This window comes from Gordonia lacunae, from assembly GCF_002149015.1.
GTDB classification, from domain to species: Bacteria; Actinomycetota; Actinomycetes; order Mycobacteriales; family Mycobacteriaceae; genus Gordonia; species Gordonia lacunae.
The window spans coordinates 1-17,350 of record NZ_NGFO01000054.1 but is presented as its reverse complement, the minus strand read 5'-3'; the positions used below and the strand labels follow the sequence as shown (position 1 = coordinate 17,350).

General features: G+C 69.4%; 15 protein-coding genes. 5 read left to right on the top strand and 10 right to left on the bottom strand.

Features of this window, described 5'->3' with window-relative positions:
- Window positions 1–171: 171 nt before the first annotated feature.
- On the bottom strand, window positions 172–948 hold the full coding sequence (locus CA982_RS25245) for an SGNH/GDSL hydrolase family protein (protein ID WP_086537853.1): 777 nt from the start codon (window positions 946–948) through the stop codon (window positions 172–174).
- Window positions 949–1,466: 518 nt separating this feature from the next.
- On the opposite strand from CA982_RS25245, the gene CA982_RS25240 reads away from it, so the two are divergent.
- Window positions 1,467–4,856: a pyruvate carboxylase gene (locus CA982_RS25240; RefSeq protein ID WP_086537849.1), complete on the top strand. Its 3,390-nt coding sequence runs from the start codon at window positions 1,467–1,469 to the stop codon at window positions 4,854–4,856.
- 34 nt (window positions 4,857–4,890) lie between these two features.
- On the opposite strand, the gene uraH is transcribed toward CA982_RS25240, so the two are convergent.
- Both uraH and uraD read right to left on the bottom strand, forming a co-directional pair.
- The gene (uraH, locus tag CA982_RS25235) at window positions 4,891–5,217 is read right to left on the bottom strand and encodes a hydroxyisourate hydrolase (RefSeq protein WP_086537848.1); all 327 of its coding nucleotides are present in this window, start codon (window positions 5,215–5,217) and stop codon (window positions 4,891–4,893) included.
- Entirely contained in the window at window positions 5,214–5,717 is a 504-nt protein-coding gene (gene uraD / locus CA982_RS25230; protein WP_086537847.1) for a 2-oxo-4-hydroxy-4-carboxy-5-ureidoimidazoline decarboxylase, read from the bottom strand. The genes uraH and uraD overlap by 4 nt, the downstream gene beginning before the upstream one ends.
- 51 nt (window positions 5,718–5,768) lie before the next feature.
- Here uraD and CA982_RS25225 point away from each other — a divergent pair, with 51 nt between their 5' ends.
- Both CA982_RS25225 and CA982_RS25220 read left to right on the top strand, forming a co-directional pair.
- Complete coding sequence (locus CA982_RS25225; protein ID WP_086537846.1) at window positions 5,769–6,353, top strand: nucleotidyltransferase family protein; 585 nt, start codon at window positions 5,769–5,771, stop codon at window positions 6,351–6,353.
- Between the two features lie 129 nt (window positions 6,354–6,482).
- Window positions 6,483–7,250 carry a hypothetical protein gene (locus CA982_RS25220; RefSeq protein ID WP_086537845.1) on the top strand — a complete coding sequence of 256 codons (768 nt, stop codon included), beginning with the start codon at window positions 6,483–6,485 and terminating at the stop codon, window positions 7,248–7,250.
- Window positions 7,251–7,274: 24 nt separating this feature from the next.
- Here CA982_RS25220 and CA982_RS25215 read toward each other — a convergent pair whose 3' ends face one another.
- Genes CA982_RS25215 through CA982_RS25205 form a run of 3 tightly spaced genes read right to left on the bottom strand, consistent with a single transcriptional unit; the run spans window position 7,275 to window position 10,878 of the window.
- Window positions 7,275–9,380: a xanthine dehydrogenase family protein molybdopterin-binding subunit gene (locus CA982_RS25215; protein WP_086537844.1), complete on the bottom strand. Its 2,106-nt coding sequence runs from the start codon at window positions 9,378–9,380 to the stop codon at window positions 7,275–7,277.
- The gene (locus tag CA982_RS25210; RefSeq protein ID WP_086537843.1) at window positions 9,377–10,360 is read right to left on the bottom strand and encodes an FAD binding domain-containing protein; all 984 of its coding nucleotides are present in this window, start codon (window positions 10,358–10,360) and stop codon (window positions 9,377–9,379) included. The genes CA982_RS25215 and CA982_RS25210 overlap by 4 nt, the downstream gene beginning before the upstream one ends.
- Window positions 10,357–10,878, bottom strand: coding sequence for a 2Fe-2S iron-sulfur cluster-binding protein (locus CA982_RS25205; protein ID WP_208618127.1), 522 nt, complete (start codon window positions 10,876–10,878; stop codon window positions 10,357–10,359). The genes CA982_RS25210 and CA982_RS25205 overlap by 4 nt, the downstream gene beginning before the upstream one ends.
- Window positions 10,879–10,953: 75 nt before the next feature.
- On the opposite strand from CA982_RS25205, the gene CA982_RS25200 reads away from it, so the two are divergent.
- Together CA982_RS25200 and CA982_RS25195 are read left to right on the top strand one after the other, a co-directional pair.
- A complete protein-coding gene (locus CA982_RS25200; RefSeq protein ID WP_086537842.1) occupies window positions 10,954–12,264 on the top strand; it encodes an NAD(P)/FAD-dependent oxidoreductase in 1,311 nt (436 codons plus the stop codon).
- A gap of 181 nt (window positions 12,265–12,445) precedes the next feature.
- A complete protein-coding gene (locus CA982_RS25195; RefSeq protein ID WP_086537851.1) occupies window positions 12,446–13,573 on the top strand; it encodes a nitronate monooxygenase in 1,128 nt (375 codons plus the stop codon).
- A 16-nt stretch (window positions 13,574–13,589) separates the two neighbouring features.
- Here the strand turns inward: CA982_RS25195 and CA982_RS25190 are convergent, their stop codons facing one another.
- From CA982_RS25190 to CA982_RS25175, 4 genes are read right to left on the bottom strand one after another with little or no spacing between them, the layout of a single operon-like run.
- Window positions 13,590–13,919: a rhodanese-like domain-containing protein gene (locus tag CA982_RS25190; protein ID WP_086537841.1), complete on the bottom strand. Its 330-nt coding sequence runs from the start codon at window positions 13,917–13,919 to the stop codon at window positions 13,590–13,592.
- Window positions 13,920–13,947: 28 nt separating this feature from the next.
- On the bottom strand, window positions 13,948–14,361 hold the full coding sequence (locus CA982_RS25185) for a MarR family winged helix-turn-helix transcriptional regulator (protein ID WP_086537840.1): 414 nt from the start codon (window positions 14,359–14,361) through the stop codon (window positions 13,948–13,950).
- A 51-nt stretch (window positions 14,362–14,412) separates the two neighbouring features.
- Entirely contained in the window at window positions 14,413–15,807 is a 1,395-nt protein-coding gene (locus tag CA982_RS25180) for an NAD(P)/FAD-dependent oxidoreductase (RefSeq protein ID WP_244176503.1), read from the bottom strand.
- A 37-nt stretch (window positions 15,808–15,844) separates the two neighbouring features.
- A complete protein-coding gene (locus tag CA982_RS25175; protein ID WP_086537839.1) occupies window positions 15,845–17,299 on the bottom strand; it encodes an aldehyde dehydrogenase family protein in 1,455 nt (484 codons plus the stop codon).
- Window positions 17,300–17,350 lie beyond the last annotated feature (51 nt).

Below are 17,350 nucleotides of genomic sequence, written 5' to 3'. Positions count from 1 at the left end.
GTCCGGGGTACTGTCCGTCGTTCCGTCGGCGTCGGTGCGGCTGGTCACGCCGTCATCCCGCTGGTTCCGATCATCGATTGTTCACACCTCCGAACGATCAGGATATCGCGCGGGTCGCCGATGCAGACGTTCGCGTCCGCCTGAACGGGACGGACCGGCAGGCGAGCCCCGCTACCCGAGCTCGGCGGCGCCGACGGGTTGCGGCCAGCGTGGGGTGAGGCCGTCACCCGACGAGACGCCGCGGATACGACGCATCACCCATGGCCCCAGGAACGTCCGCGCCCACTCGGCGTTCTGCCGTCGCTGCTCCCGGCGGGTCGCGACCGCGGCGGCGGCCAAGGTCTCGGGGGTGAGGTCGTGCTCGATCCCGAGGAGGTCGAGGACCCGGCTCGACATGTGCGCATGGCCGAGCGGGGACATGTGCAGGCGGTCGGTGTCCCACATGCGGTAGTCGTCGTATCCGGGCATGCGCCAGAAGTCGCAGATCAGTGCGCCGTGGCGCTCGGCGACCGCGCGGACGAGTTCGTTGTAGACCGCGATGCGCCCGCGCAGCATCCGGAAGACGGGCGCCCATCCGGTGTCGTAGGCGGTGAAGACGACGAGGGTGGCGCCGGTCGCGGCGAGGTCGCCGAGTGCGGTGTCGTACCGCGCGATCATCCTGTCGATGTCAAGCGACGGACGCATGAGGTCGTTCCCGCCGGCATAGATGGTGACGAGGTCGGGGTCGAGATCGATGGCCGGACCCACCTGCTCGGCGATCACCGCGTCGAGCAACCGGCCGCGGATGGCCAGGTTCGCATACGCGAAGTCTGCCCCGTCCGCCGACGCGGCGAGCTGTTCGGCGACGCGGTCGGCCCAACCGCGGACACCGTTGGGTCGGGTCGGATCCGGGTCGCCGACGCCTTCGGTGAACGAATCGCCCAATGCGACGTAGCGGGTGAAGCCCACGAGCGCACCTTCCTGTCGAGTGGTCGGGATGACGCTAATCCCGTCTGCCGGTCCCGGCCAAAGCGCGCTCGGGACGGAACGATCGGTCGGCATTCCGAGGGAGCGATCGATCGGCATTCCCGAATTGCCGCCACGGCGGATCTCTCATTGTCGAATGGCTCTGGAGAGTATTTCTCAACACTGCCGCAATGAGTGCCACGTACATTGCGCGGCAATGTTTTCGGCCCCTTCGCAGGGATTGCCGCACCCCCGTGACGGGACGTTTCAGACGATCCGGAATGCGGTGGCGAGTGCCCTTTCCGAAGGCGCCGAAGACAGTGTGAGGGGGTGGCCGGTCGGCCGGTCTCGGTGAGTAGGATCACGACGTGAACTGCCCGTGGAGAACGGGTCGGCGTCGTCGGGGCACCTACGTCGAACCGTGTCCGTCGGGGGTTTGTTCGCGCGATCTCCACCGCGATTGTGCGAGTCGCTGAGCACGCGCCGGACCGGCGCAGGCGTGAGAGAAAGAGAACACCACGATGTTCGACAAGGTTCTGGTCGCCAACCGCGGCGAGATCGCCATCCGCGCATTCCGCGCCGCCTACGAACTGGGTGCGCGTACAGTCGCGATCTTCCCGTACGAGGATCGCAACTCCGTGCACCGGTTGAAGGCCGACGAGTCCTACCAGATCGGGGTCCCGGGTCATCCGGTACGGGCATACCTGTCCGTCGACGAGGTCGTCAGCGCGGCGGTTCGCTGTGGCGCCGACGCGATCTACCCCGGTTACGGGTTCCTGTCGGAGAACCAGGGTCTGGCCGCCGCGTGTGCGGAGGCGGGCATCACCTTCGTGGGCCCGAGCGCCGGCATCCTGGAGATGACCGGCAACAAGGCGACCGCGGTGGCCGCGGCGAAGGCGGCGGGCATCCCCGTTCTCGCGAGCTCGGAGCCGTCGTCCGATCCCGACGAACTACTCGCCGCGGCCGAGGACATGCAGTTCCCGGTCTTCGTGAAGGCGGTCGCCGGTGGCGGCGGGCGCGGGATGCGTCGCGTCGAGGAGCGTGCCGATCTCGCCGAGGCCATCGCCGCCGCGTCGCGCGAGGCCGAGGCCGCGTTCGGTGATGCGACGGTGTTCCTGGAGCAGGCGGTGGTCAACCCGCGGCACATCGAGGTCCAGATCCTCGCCGACACCCACGGCAATGTCATCCACCTCTACGAGCGCGACTGCAGCCTGCAGCGCCGCCACCAGAAGGTGATCGAGCTCGCGCCGGCACCGAACCTCTCCGACGAGCTCCGTGAGCAGATCTGCTCGGATGCAGTGACTTTCGCCCGGTCCATCGGCTACTCGTGTGCGGGCACGGTCGAGTTCCTCCTCGACGAGCAGGGACGCCATGTGTTCATCGAGATGAATCCGCGTATCCAGGTCGAACACACGGTCACCGAGGAGATCACCGACGTCGACCTCGTCAGCGCGCAGCTGCGCATCGCGTCGGGGGAGTCGCTCGACGATCTCGGACTGGCCCAGGAGTCGATCCGCATCCGCGGCGCCGCCCTGCAGTGCCGGATCACCACCGAGGACCCCGCCAACGGCTTTCGGCCCGATGTCGGGCGCATCACCGCCTACCGCAGCCCCGGCGGCGCCGGTGTCCGGCTCGACGGCGGCGCGAACCTCGGTGCCGAGGTCAGCGGCCACTTCGACTCGATGCTGGTCAAGCTGACCTGTCGCGGACGGGACTTCCCGACGGCGGTGCGGCGCGCGCGTCGCGCGGTGGCGGAGTTCCGGATCCGCGGGGTCGCGACCAACATCCCGTTCCTGCAGGCCGTGCTCGACGATCCGGACTTCCGCGCCGGTCGCGTCACCACCTCGTTCATCGACGAGCGGCCGGGTCTGCTGACCTCGCGCTCGTCAGCCGACCGCGGCACCAAGATCCTCTCGTACCTGGCCGACGTGACCGTGAACAAGCCGCACGGCGAGCGGCCCACCACGGTGTACCCGCGGGACAAGCTGCCCACCGTCGAGCGCTCGGTGCTCGCCTCGCCGCCGAACGGCTCGCGGCAGCGGTTGCTGGAGCTCGGTCCGGAGGGTTTCGCCCGTGATCTGCGCGAGAATCCGCGACTGGGCATCACCGACACGACGTTCCGCGACGCGCACCAGTCCCTGCTCGCCACGCGGGTACGTACCAACGGGCTGCTCAACGTGGCGCCGTACGTCGCGGCGCTGACCCCCGAACTCCTCTCCGTCGAGTGCTGGGGCGGCGCGACCTATGATGTGGCACTGCGCTTCCTGAAGGAAGACCCGTGGGATCGTCTGGCGCAGTTGCGCGAAGCCATCCCCAACATCTGTCTGCAGATGTTGCTGCGCGGCGCCAACACCGTCGGGTACACCCCGTATCCGACCAAGGTGACGACCGCGTTCGTCTCCGAGGCGACCGACGTCGGGATCGACATCTTCCGCATCTTCGACGCGCTCAACAACATCGAGGCGATGCGGCCCGCGATCGACGCGGTCCGCGAGACCGGCACGGCGGTCGCCGAGGTGGCGATGAGCTACACCGGCGACCTGTCCGACCCGGCCGAGGACCTCTACACGCTCGACTACTACCTTCGGCTGGCCGAACAGATCGTGGCGGCCGGCGCCCACGTCCTGGCGATCAAGGACATGGCGGGCCTGCTCCGCGCTCCCGCGGCGACCACCCTGGTGTCGGCGCTGCGCCGTGAGTTCGATCTGCCGATCCACGTGCACACCCACGACACCCCCGGCGGGCAGCTCGCGACCTACATGGCCGCGTGGCAGGCGGGTGCCGACGCCGTCGACGGCGCGAGTGCCGCGCTGGCGGGTACGACGAGCCAGCCGCCGCTGTCGGCGATCGTCGCCGCGACCGCACACACCGAGCGGGACAGTGGTATCGATCTCGCGCGGGTGTGCGATCTCGAACCGTACTGGGAGGCGCTGCGAAAGGTGTACTCGCCGTTCGAATCCGGCCTCCCAGCGCCGACCGGCCGGGTCTACTCGCACGAGATCCCCGGCGGTCAGCTGTCCAACCTGCGGCAGCAGGCCATCTCCCTCGGCCTGGGCAACCGTTTCGAGGCGGTCGAGCAGGCTTATGCCGCGGCCGATTCGATGCTCGGCCGGTTGGTCAAGGTGACCCCGTCGTCGAAGGTCGTCGGCGATCTCGCGCTCGCCCTGGTCGGCCGCGGGATCACCGCGTCCGACTTCGCGGCCGACCCGGCGTCCTACGACATCCCGGATTCGGTCATCGGGTTCCTGCGGGGCGAGCTGGGTGATCCGCCCGGTGGCTGGCCCGAGCCGCTGCGGACCCTGGCGCTGCAGGGCCGGGCACCGGCACCGGAGGTCACCGAACTCTCCGCCGACGACGAGGCCATCCTCGACAAGCCGGGACGCGACCGCCAGGTGCGGCTCAATCACCTGCTTTTCCCGGGTCCCGCCAAGGAATTCGAGGAGCACTACGAGGCCTACGGCAACACCTCGACGCTGTCGGCGAACCAGTTCTTCTACGGTCTGCGTTACGGCGAGGAACACCGCGTCGAACTCGAACCCGGCGTCGAACTGCTCATCGGTCTCGAAGCGATCAGCGAGCCGGACGAGCAGGGCATGCGAACCGTGATGTGTGTCCTGAACGGTCAGTTGCGTCCGATCGCGGTGCGTGACCACGCCATCGACTCGGCCGTCGCGTCGGCGGAGAAAGCGGACCGGTCCGACCCGCACCACGTCGGTGCCCCGTTCGCCGGCGTCGTGTCGCTGTCGGTCGACGTCGGCGACGAGGTGGCGGTCGGTGCCACCATCGGCACCATCGAGGCGATGAAGATGGAGGCGGCGATCACCGCGCCGGTAGCGGGCAAGGTGACGCGTCTGGCCATCGGTCAGGTCACCCAGGTCGCACCGGGGGATCTGCTGATCGAGATCCGCTGACGCTCCGGCGGCGGGGCGGGTGCCCCGCCGCCGGTCAGCTACCCCGATACGTCGAATAGGCGAAGGGGCTCAACAGAATCGGCACGTGATGATGGCGCGCGGGGTCATCGATCTCGAAGCAGATGTCGATCTCGGGATAGAAACCCTTGATGTCGTTGTCGGCGAACCAGTTGCCGGTGTCGAAGACGAGATGGTAGATCCCCGGGACGAGGGTCTTGGGGTTCACCTGGGTGATGCGACCGTCCGAATCGGTCGTGCCGGCGGCCAATTGCGTTCCCGACGCATCCTGGAGCGAGACCTCGACCCCGACGGCGGGCGCCCCGGACACCGCGTCGAGGACGTGTGTGGACAGTCCGGTCATCTCGAAACCCCTTCGTCGGCGGTGCGCTCGGTCGACAGCATACGGAGCAGGCGGGCGTGGTTGATCTTCGCCAGTTCCCGGCGCACGACACGCCGTTCGGTCGCGGCGTCGTTGGTCATCCGCCGGTCGAGGATGGCGAGCAGTTCGTCGGCGGGGCGGCCGTTCGCGAAGACCAGGTAGACGTGCCCGAACCGTTGCTCATAGGACGCGTTTCGCTCCCGCAATCGGGCGAGCACCGGTGCCGCCGACCCTGCCACACCGGCCTGCTCGAGCGCCGACGAGGCGTTGTCCGGCCGGTCGCCGATCCGGGGATGCCCGGCGAGTGCCTCGTCGAGGTCGTCCTCCGAGATCTCGGACAGCGCCCGGTCGGCGGCATCGAGCACCGCGGGTACATCGCGAAAGGGCCGCGCGCGCATCATGCGCTCGATCCAGGCCGTCGAGGCGCAGCAGGCGTGTAGCGCCGACCGCGCCGCGTCGTCGTCCATCTCGTTGAGGAGCATGGACACCAGCCTAGGAGGACCGCCCGCGGCCGTCGCGTGGAAGATGGAGCGATGACCGACGCCACCGCGCCACGTCGCGCGCAGCGATCGCCGGGTCGGGTCCTCGGTGTGGTGCTCGCCGCCGGGGCGGGCACCCGGTACGGGAAGCCCAAGATCCTGGCGGACGACGGACGGTGGCTCGAGCGTGCGGTCGCGACGTTGCGTGACGGCGGTTGCGCCGAGGTGACGGTCGCCATGGGGGCCGCGGTCGTCGAACCGCCGGCCGGCGCCGAGGCGCTGGTCGTCGAGGACTGGGCCGACGGTGTCGGCGCCACGGTGTCGGCGGCCCTGCGGTGGGCCTTGGCACGATCGGACGCGGCGGGGCTGGCGGTGCATGTGGTGGACACCCCCGACAGCGGCCCGGAGATCACCGCACGGCTCCTCGATGCGGTCGCGGGCGAGCGAGCAGGGCTGGCGCGAGCGGTCTTCGACGGCCGTCCGGGGCACCCGGTGTACCTCGGAGCCGACCATTTCGGACCCGCGCTGCGTGTGGTCGGCGGTGACGTGGGTGCTCAGGTGTATCTCCGGTCCCGGGCGGTGACCCCCGTCGAGTGCGGCGACCTGGCGGCGGGCGAGGACATCGACGAGCAGCCCTGATGCCGGCGAGCGTGCCCATTTCGAGACCTTCTCGTCGCCGATCCGGTGCACGGGGATCCCACGTGGGACAAGCGTCCATGTCTAGGGTGCAGACATAGCCGGGTAACGGACCGCACTCCCTCGAAGCGGGTGATCGCCGTGGCGCACCATCGTCGTCGACGCCTCTCCGCGATCATCGCCGCGTTCGTTCTGGGGGCGGGGCTCGCCGCGTGCGCGACCGGTCCCGATGTCACCGGCCCGCCGGTGCCGCGGTCGGCCGAGGACGCGCATCTGCCGCCCGGATTCGACACCACCTTCCGATGGACCGCCACCGGCGTCCTCGACCCGCAGTCGGCCGAAGGCACGTTCGTCCGCGCCTTCACCGAGTCCTTCGAGCTGGCCAATGCCGGCCGGTCGGCGCGGTGGGGGTACCCCGGGTTCGCCGAGGCCGCGCCGTCCAACATCGATCAGATGGTGACGGCCTATCCCGCGGACCTGTCGACGTCGGGGCGCGAGGTCGGCACCGCCTTCTACCGTGCGCTGCGCCGCGTCGACGACACCGGATCGGCCCGAATCGTGCTGTGTCGCCACGGATATCGATCCGTGCAGCACAACGGTGAGTGGACTGTCGGCTTCGACACCCCGCGACCGGTCGAGATCGACATCCGGCGGGTCGGGGACGATCCCGCGGCCGCGCCGCGCGGCGGCGAACGGACCCCGGGCGCCGATGTGTTCGGCGGGTGGTTCACCTCCCGCTACGACTTCGCGGCGCTGTATCCGACCCCGACGGCAGACCAGAAGGCCTGTGCGGCAATGATCCCGGCGGGAATGCCGCACTGGCTGCCGACGGCCGGCACCGACCCGTGGCCGTCGCTGTCGCCCTCACCGGGGTGGTCCAGCTACCCCGGCGCAGCCTGAACCTTCACCGACCGACCCCGCCGACTACTGGTCGGGCAGCCCGACGAGCAGGTCGTCGAGGTGCGCCGGTAGGTCACGGACCCGCACTCCGGTGGCGTTGTGGATCGCGTTGACCACCGCCGCGGCGCTGCCCACGATGCCGATCTCACCGGCGCCGCGAGAACCCATCGGGGTGGCGTGCTCGTCGCGGTCGTCGAGACAGATCGCGTCGACGTCCACGATGTCGGCGTGCACGGGGATGTGATACTCGGCGAGGTCCTGAGTGACCACGTGCCCGAAGCGGTGATCGCGAACGCTCTCCTCGTGCAGCGCCATCGAGATGCCGAAGGTCATGCCGCCGATGAGCTGCGAGCGGACGGTCCGGGGATTGATGGCACGCCCGATGGAGAAGACCCCGAGCATGCGCGGGATCCGGATCTCGCCGGTGTCCACGTCGACGCGGACCTCGACGAAGTGCGCGCCGAACGAGGCCACGGTGAACTTCTCGAGATCGGGGTTGTCGGCTGCTTCGGCGCTGAGCTCGGCGCCCTCGGGCGGATCGTCGCCGAATCGCGCGCGGAACTGATGCGCGGCGGTGACGATCGCCGACCCCCAGGACGAGGTGCCCGACGAGCCGCCGGCGACGGTTGCGCTCGGCAGCGCGCTGTCGCCGATCTCGATGTCGACCACGTCGGTGGGGACCCCGAGCGCGTCGGCGGCGATGAGCAACAGGGTCGTCCAGGCGCCGGTGCCGATGTCGGTGGCGGCGATCCGCACCGAGTAGCGTCCGGAGCGGTGGGTTATCGACGCCTCGTTTCCCGGCTGCACCATGTGGGGATAGGTGGACGAGGCGACACCCAGGCCGACGAGGTGCCGGCCGTCGCGCCGGGACCCGGGTTCGGCCGAACGCCGGTCCCAGCCGAATCGATCGGCGCCCTCGCGGAGGCAGTCCAGGAGTCGCCTCGACGACCACGGGTTGCCCGTCTCGGGGTCGGCGGGCGGTTCGTTGCGCACGCGCAGCTCGATCGGGTCGATACCGATCGCGTGCGCGAGTTCGTCCATGGCGACTTCGCCGGCGAACATCCCCGGCGCCTCACCGGGTGCGCGCATCCAGAACGGAACCGGCACGTCCAGCGGGACGACGTGGTGATCGGTCCGGCGGTTCTCGGCGGCATACATCGTCCTGGAGGTGACCGCGGCCTGCTCGGCGAACTCCTTGGCGTGCGCGCTGTGGGTGTGCGCTTCGTGAATCAGGGCGGTGAGGTGGCCGTTGCGGTCGGCCGCGAGCCGGATCCGTGACCGTGTGGGCGAGCGGTGTCCGACATAGACGAACATCTGCTGCCGCGTCACGGCGAACTTCACCGGACGCCCGGGCAGGCTCATCGCCGCGAAGGCGGCCAGCACGTCGTGGGAATGAGGGGACCCCTTGGAGCCGAATCCACCGCCGACGTGCGGCGCGACGACCCTCATCTGCTCGGGTTCGAGTCCGAGCACCGGGGCCAGCGAGGACACCACACCCTGCGTCGACTGGGTCGAGTCGTACAGCGTCAGGGTCGAGTCCCCGGGCTGCCACGTGGCCACGACGGTGTGGGGCTCCATCGGGTTGTTGTGTTCTTCGGGCGTCGAGTACCACTCGTCGATCGTGACGACGCCCGGGTCGGCGGATCCCCCGGTCGCCTCGTCGAGAACGCGATCCGGGTCGCCGTCCAGTGAGGTCGGCTCGAAGCCGCCGTTGACCTGGTCGGGGCGGTAGCTGGCGGGGTGGTCGACGCGGAACTCGGTGTCGTGGTCGTCTCGGTCGTAGGTCACGGTCACCGCCGCCGCGGCCGCACGGGCCGTCTCGGGGCTCTCGGCGACGACGGCGCCGATCAACTGGCCGCGGTAGGCGATCTCCGGCGACTGCAGGATGGTCAGGTCGCCGTTCGAGGTGTCCGCGAGCCGGGGCGCGTTCTCGTGGGTGAGGACCAGCAGGACGCCTGGCGTCGACTCGGCTGCGCCGGTGTCGAATCCGGTCACGCGGCCACGAGCGACGTGGGCGGTGATCGGCCACAGGTACACCGCGTCGGTGAGGTGCTCATACGCGTACGGCGCGGTGCCGCGGACCTTGTCGGCGCCGTCGATCCGGGCGTGCGAGGTGCCGATGGCGGTCATCGGGTGCTCAGCTCCCGGAGGGTGGCGACGAGCGTACGTCGTGCGAGCGGCACCTTGAACTCGTTGCCGTCCAGGGCGCGCGCGTCACCCAGTTCGGCATCGGCTGCCGCGGCGAACAATTCGGCCGAGGGGCGCTGTCCGCGCACCACGGATTCGGCGCGTTCGGCTCGCCAGGGTTTGTGGGCGACACCGCCGAGCGCGATGCGTGCCTCGCCGATCACGTCGCCGTCCATGCTCACCTCGGCGGCGACGGACACGAGCGCGAACGCGTAGGAGGCACGATCCCGGACCTTGCGGTAGGTCGACGTCGAGTGGGGCAGCGGAGGCGGCACGTCGACGGCCACGATGACGTCGTGTGGCTCGAGGACCGTGTCCCGCTCGGGGTGCTCGCCGGGGAGCCGGTACAGGTCGAGGATGGCCACCTCCCGCTCGCCGTCGGGGCCCTGCACCACCACGCGTGCGTCCAGCGCGGTCAGGGCGACGGCCATGTCCGAGGGATGGGTCGCCACGCAGGCGTCGGAGGCGCCCAGGATGGCGTGGTACCGCGTGTAACCGCCGATGGCCGAGCAACCCGAGCCGGGCGTCCGCTTGTTGCAGGGTGTCGTGACGTCCTGGAAGTACACGCACCGCGTGCGCTGCAGCAGGTTGCCCGCGTTGGTGGCGAGGTTGCGCAGTTGTGGCGACGCGCCCGAGAGCAGGGCGCGCGACAGCACGGGGTAGCGGTGCCGGACCAGGGGGTGGGCGGCGGTGTCGGCGTTGCGTGCAGTGCCGCCCAGACGCAGCGAACCATCCGGATTCTCGGTGATGCCGTCGAGCGGGAGGCGTGAGATGTCCAGCAGGGCAGTCGGATCGGCGACGCCGAGCTTCATGTGGTCGACGAGATTGGTGCCCCCGGCGATGAGCCTCGCGCCGTCGTGCTCGCGCAGGAACTCGACGGCACCGGCCACATCGGTCGCGCGGTCGTAGGTGAACGGGATCATCGATCGGCCACCTGTCGGATCGCGGCGAGGATGTTCGGGTAGGCCGCACAGCGGCAGAGGTTGCCGCTCATCCGTTCTCGGATCTCGTCGTCGGCCAGGCTGTCGGCGTCATCGGCCGACGAGGGGTCGAGGTCCTCGGTGACGTGACTCGGGTGGCCCTGCTCGGCCTCGTCGAGCATGCCGACCGCCGAGCACAGCTGGCCGGGGGTGCAGTACCCGCACTGGAAGGCGTCCTCGTCGATGAACGCCTGCTGCATCTCGTGCAGGTCGTCGCCCTCGCCCAGACCCTCGGCGGTCACGATCGCGGTGCCCTCGTAGGCCACCGCGAACGACAGGCAGCTGACGATCCGGCGGCCGTCGACCAGCACGGTGCAGGAGCCGCACTGCCCGTGGTCGCATCCCTTCTTGGGGGAGAAGATGCCCAGCCGGTCGCGGAGGCCGTCGAGCAGGGTCGTGCGTGTGTCCACGACGACGTCATGGGCGGCACCGTTCACCGACAGCGAGATTCTGGCTTCCACATCGCGGGGCGTACCCGACGCCACGGGCGGTAAACACCCGCCGCAGACGCGGGAATGTCTGGAACAATCGGCCCAATGGCCACCTCGAGACCCAGAGTTGTCGTCATCGGCGCCGGATTCGCGGGCATGCACTGTGTCCGCCGGCTCAAGAACGAGCCGGTCGACGTCACCGTCGTCGACCGCGGAACCAGTCATCTGTTCCAGCCACTGCTCTATCAGTGCGCCACCGGACTGCTGTCGGAGGGCGCGATCTCCAGTCCGGTCCGTCACCTGACCCGTCGGCACAAGAACCTCGACGTGGTGCTCGGCGAGGCGTCGGCCATCGACGTCGACGCCCGCGAACTGACCGTCGACCGCATCGACGGATCGTCCTTCCACCTCGCGTACGACTACCTCGTGGTCGCCGCCGGGATGCGCACCGCCTACCGCGGCAACGAGGACTTCGCCGCCCACGCCCCGGGGATGAAGACCCTCGACGACGCGCTGTCGATCCGGCGCAAGATCATGGCCGCGTTCGAGATGGCCGAGACGATCACCGACCCGGACGAGCAGCGCTCCTGGCTCACCTTCGCGGTGGCCGGCGGCGGGCCCACCGGCGTCGAGCTCGCGGGGCAGATCCGGGAGGTCGCGACGCTCGCGCTCGAGCGCGAGTTCGATGCGATCGATCCGGCCCAGGCGCGGGTGCTGCTCCTGCACGGCGGCGACCGGGTGCTGCCGTCGTTCTCCGCCAGGCTCTCGGCGAGTGCCCAACGCACGCTCGACGAGCTCGGGGTCGAGACCCACCTCGGCGTACACGTGACCGGGGTGGGGGAGGACCACGTCGAGACGACCCGGAAGGCCGACGGCGACAAGCAGACGTATCCCGCGCGGACGACGCTGTGGACGACCGGTGTCGAGGCCGTCCCGTTCGCCACCACGCTGGCCCGCGCACTGGGTGCCGAACAGGACCGCGGTGGCCGGATACCGGTGGCGGCCGACCTCTCTGTGCCGGGTCACCCCGACGTCTTCGTCTGCGGTGACATGAGCTCCTACCGCGACCTCCCAGGGGTCGCCGAGGTGGCCATGCAGGGCGGTCGCCACGCCGGCGCGGTCATCGCCGAAACCGTTGCCGGGCAGACGGACCGGTCCCCGTTCAAGTACCGCGATCTCGGCACGGCGGCCTACATCGCGCGTCGCCACGCGATCGTGCAGTCGGGGCCGCTGCAGCTGTCGGGATTCCTCGGCTGGGTCGCGTGGGGTGTCATCCACATCGCCTTCCTGGCCGGTGTGCGCAACCGGATGGGCACCGTGATGACCTGGGGTGCAACGCTGCTCACCGACAGTCGGCGGGAGCGGGCGATCACCTACGGCGACCCGGAGACGGCGCGGCAACCCTACGGGCAGTGACCGGGTAGCTTCGGCCCGCTCGCTGCGCTCCCGGCGCCGGGTTGATTCGGCCCGCTCGCTTCGCTCCCGGCGCCGGGAGCCGCCTGAGTTTCCCTCGAACGCTTGTCCGTGACCCCCTCGCCTGGTATCCAGAGTAGAACACGTTCTAATTATGACCGTCTGGCTGGGCGAGGAGTCCTGTATGCACACCCCGATCTGTGACGACCTCGGTATCGAGTTCCCGATCTTCGCGTTCACCCACTGCCGCGACGTGGTGGTCGCGGTGAGCAAGGCGGGCGGGTTCGGCGTGCTCGGCGCGGTCGGGTTCACCCCCGAGGAGCTCGAGATCGAGCTCAACTGGATCGACGAGCACATCGGCGACCGTCCCTACGGCGTCGACATCGTCATCCCGAACAAGTACGAGGGCATGGATTCGAACATGTCCGGCGAAGAACTGACCGCGATGCTGCAGTCGATGGTCCCGGCGGAGACCCTCGACTTCGGACGCAAGCTCCTGCGTGACCACGGTGTGCCGCTCAACGAGGACAGTGACAACTCCCTGCAGCTCCTGGGTTGGACCGAGGCGACCGCGACCCCGCAGGTCGAGATCGCACTGCAGCATCCCAAGGTCACCCTGATCGCCAACGCCCTCGGCACGCCGCCCGCCGACATGATCGAGAAGATCCAGTCCGCGGGTCGCAAGGTGGCCGCGCTCTGCGGTTCACCGAAGCAAGCGCGCAAGCACGCCGACGCGGGCGTCGACATCATCATCGCCCAGGGTGGCGAGGGTGGCGGTCACTGCGGCGAGGTGGGTTCCATCGTGCTCTGGCCGCAGGTCGTGAAAGAAGTTGCGCCGGTACCGGTTCTGGCCGCCGGCGGTATCGGTAGCGGCGAGCAGATCGCGGCCGCGCTGGCCCTGGGTGCCCAGGGTGCCTGGACCGGATCGCAATGGCTCATGGTCGAGGAGGCCGAGAACACCCCGGTCCAGCAGCAGACCTACATCGACGCCTCGAGCCGGGACACCGTGCGGAGCCGGTCGTTCACCGGCAAGCCGTGCCGGATGCTCCGCAACGACTGGACCGAGGCGTGGGAGGACCCGAAGAATCCCGAACCGCTCGGAATGCCGCTGCAGTACATGGTGTCCGGCATGGCGGTGGCCGCGACGCACAAGTATCCCGACGAGAGCATCGACGTCGCCTTCAACCCCGTCGGGCAGGTGGTCGGTCAGTTCCGCAAGGTGGAGAAGACCTCCGCGGTGATCGAACGGTGGGTCACCGAGTACATCGACGCGACGAGCAGTCTGGACTCGTTCGCCGACGCGCACGCCTGAGGCACGCCCGCACACCTCACTCGGCGAGTGCACCGCCGGCGGCCCGCCAGCCGATGAGGCCGCCGCTCATGTTGACGGCCTCGAAGCCGTTCTCCACGAGGAGGTTCGCTGCACCGGCGGATCTGATGCCGCCGGTGCAGAAGGCGATGAGGAGCCGGTCGTCGGGGAGTTCGGCGCAGCGCCCCGGCAGGGCCTCGAGTGGCATGTGCACCGCGCCCGGGATGTGGACGCGATTCCATTCGAACTCGCGTCGCACATCGACGACGACGGCGCCCTCGGCGACCAGGCGAAGCGCTTCGGCCGCGGGCACGGTCGGCGGACGGCGGAGATAGTGGCGAACTCGCATAACCTTCAGTTTAGCTGAAGGTCGCGGATCAGGACCTCGCCACGGCCTCGAAGTGCTCGGCAAGGGCCGCGGTGAGCCCGGGGTGGCGCTCGGCGAACTCGGCGTCGAGACGGGTGACCTGCTGCGCCGCCCGGGCGAGAAGATCCGTGCCGGCCGCGGTGATCCCCAGCGTCGACGCAGCGCCGGCGTGCGCGGTCCGGTCGTCGACGAGTCCGGCGTCGACAAAGCCGGACACCGCGGTGTGGGCGCTCTGCACGGTGATCCGCGAGCGCCGGGCCAGCTCGCTGAACGAGATGCCGGGCGTCCCCCGGATGTGGCCCAGGAGACCGTATTTGCGCGGGGTCAGGCCGAGCGGTTTGAGCGCCGCCGCCAGCTCGGCCTCCCAGACGCGACCCACGGTGAGCAGCGTGACGGTGGGACTGAACGGCGGCGGCTCCGGCATGGTCGCAGGCTAACAGCCGGGGAGCGGCCTGCGGACCCGTCGCCCGCACGCTCACCTCAGTTCGGCCATCACCTTTCGTGCGGTGGTGATGCCGGATTCGATGGCGCCGTCGACCACGACGCCGTTCCAGCCCTTCGCGAAGTCGGCCCCCGCGAAGTGCAGACGCGTGGTGGAGTCGTGGAACAGACTCCAGCCGTTGAAGAACTGACCCGACTTGAGTGTCGCCCAGGTCTGACCGGACCACTGGTCGGCCACCCAGTCATGACCACCGCAATCGAGTACCGTCAGGTCGGCGCGCCACACATCGACCGCCTGCTGTGCCGAGGCGACGTCTTCGAGGTCGATGGCCGTGTGATCGGAACCGAAGCCGACCAGGATCGTGGCGTCCTCGTCGTCGAGGAAGTACTCGCTGCGCAGCAACGAAATCGGATGCCGGCCGGGGGCTCCGGCGATGACGGAGTGGCGGCCGGCGACCTTGATCCAGATCTTGAAACCCACCGAATTGGTCCCGGAGGCGATGAGTTCGGTCTGTTCGGCCGACAACGCGGGACTGAACTCGATGGTGCGCAGCGCCCCGATCGGTGCGGTGACGATCACCGCGTCGGTCTCGACGACCTCGCCGTCGGCCAGCGTGACCCGGGCGCCGCGGTCATCGTGCGCCACCGACAGCACCGGTGTGCCGAGCGTGATCTCACCGCGCAGGTCGCCGGCGATGGCCTCGTAGAGGCCCCGCATCCCGTTGGTGAGTTTGAACCGCAGGGTCTGCTCGTCCATCAGGGAGCTGCGGTGATCGCTCAGGGACGCCCAATGTTTGGCCATCAGCGGGGAAGCCGTGGCCGTCGGACCCTGGTAACCGGCCGACCAGTAGGAATCGGCCAGATCGATCTCTTCCCGGGTGAAGTCGCCGTTGTACAGACAGTCGAGGACGCTGCCCTTGTCGGCGGCCAGGAAGCGCTCGCGCAGTTCGGGATTCGTATGGGGATCGCGCAGGATCGCGAGCGGGTCGTGTGGGTACGGGAAGAACTCGCGCGACCCGTCGACGATGGTCTCCTGCAGCCGGGACAGCTTGGTGTCGAGGTCGTGTTCGGTGCCGGAGTGCACGACGCCCTCGCTCACCCAGTACGCCGACTCGATGTCCGGGCTCGGATAGATGGTCTGGGCGTACCGGGTGATCTCGGTCCAGACGAACGGTTGCATCCAGTGGACCCAGGTGGCGCCCATCTCCAGGGGGTGACCGCCCAGTCGTTCATCGGTCCACGCCCGCCCGCCGATGCGTTCGCGGGCTTCGATGACGCGGACGTCGATGCCGGCGGACTCGAGTTCGCGGGCCGCGGTGAGTCCGGCGAAGCCGGCTCCGATGACGATGACCGACGGACGTGGTACTGGGCCGGAATCCGGTGCGCGAGAGACGGACGTGTCGCCGGCGGGTCGAGGATCGGGGGTCATGACTGCTCCTTGACGATGGCTGGGGAGATACGAGAGATCAGAGGACGACGGTGACCGTCTTGGGCTCGGTGTAGGCGAGGACGCCCTCGTACCCGAGTTCGCGGCCGATCCCACTCGCCTTGACACCGCCCCACGGGAGTTGCGGCGCCAGCGGCGACCATCCGTTGACCCCGATCGCACCCGCGTCGAGGCGAGCGGCGACGGTGTGCGCGCGGGACACGTCGGTGGTCCAGACGGTCGCCGACAGTCCGTACTGGTTGTCGTTGGCGAGTGCCAGCGCCTCGTCGTCGGTGTCGAACGGGATGACCACGCCGACCGGTCCGAAGATCTCCTCGCGTGCGACGGTCATGTCGTTGCGTCCGGCCAGGACGGTCGGCGTCACGTAGAACCCGGCGGAGTCCGGTGCCGCGCCGCCGCTGATGACCTCGGCACCCTCGTCCGCGCCGGTCTGCAGGAACCCGAGGACCCGGTCCCGCTGGCGGGCGTTGACCAGCGGCCCCATCGTCGTGGACGGGTCGAACGGGTCGCCGAGAACCTGTGCCTGTGCGGCACCGGTGAGTCCCTCCAGGATCGCGTCGTAGACCTTGCGGTGAGCGAGAACACGGGTCCCCGCCGCGCAGACCTCGCCCTGGTTGAAGAACATGCCCATCGCGCAACCCTGGATCGCGGCATCGAGATCGGCGTCCTCGAAGACGATCTGCGGTGCTTTGCCGCCCAACTCGAGTGCGGTGCGCCGGAACGTGTCCGCGGAATCACGCAGGATGGTCCGGCCGGTCTCGGTGGAGCCGGTGAACGAGATCTTCCGGACCCCCGGGTGGCGGGAGAGGGCGGCGCCGGCCACGCTGCCCACACCGGTGACCACGTTGACCGTTCCGGGCGGGAAGCCGGCCTCGTCGACGAGTTCGGCGAGTCGGAGCACCGACAGTGAGGCGTCCTCGGCGGGCTTGATGACCATGGTGTTGCCGGCGGCGAGAGCGGGCGCCAGCTTCCATCCGAGGATCATCAGCGGCGCGTTCCACGGGATGATCGCGCCGATCACGCCGATCGGTTCGCGGCGCGTGTACGCGTGGGTGGGAACCGGTCCGCCCAGGTATCCGTCGTTGGCGATCAGCTCACCGTTGATCTTGTCCGCCCACCCCGCGTAATAGCGGAGCGTGGCGATCAGATTCGGGATCATCAGTGCCGAACTCATGCCGAGCGGACGCCCCATGTCGAGCGACTCGAGCGCGGCGAGTTGGTCGAGGTCGCGCTCCACGAGATCGGCGAGCCGGTTCAACAGCGCACCCTTGCGGGACGGGGCGAGCGCACCCCACTCGCCGCGGAACGCGGCGGTCGCGGCTGTGACCGCCGCGTCGACGTCCGCGGCGTCGGCCGCTGCCAGTTCGGAAAGTGGTTGCGCCGTCGACGGGTTGGTGGTCGTGAAGGTGGCGTCGGCGCTGCGCCACGAGCCGTCGATGTACAGGCCGGTGTGCAGGTTCGAGACGTCGATCATGGGAGTTCGCTTTCTGGGCTGATGGGGGTGACGGGGGTGACGGGGGTGACG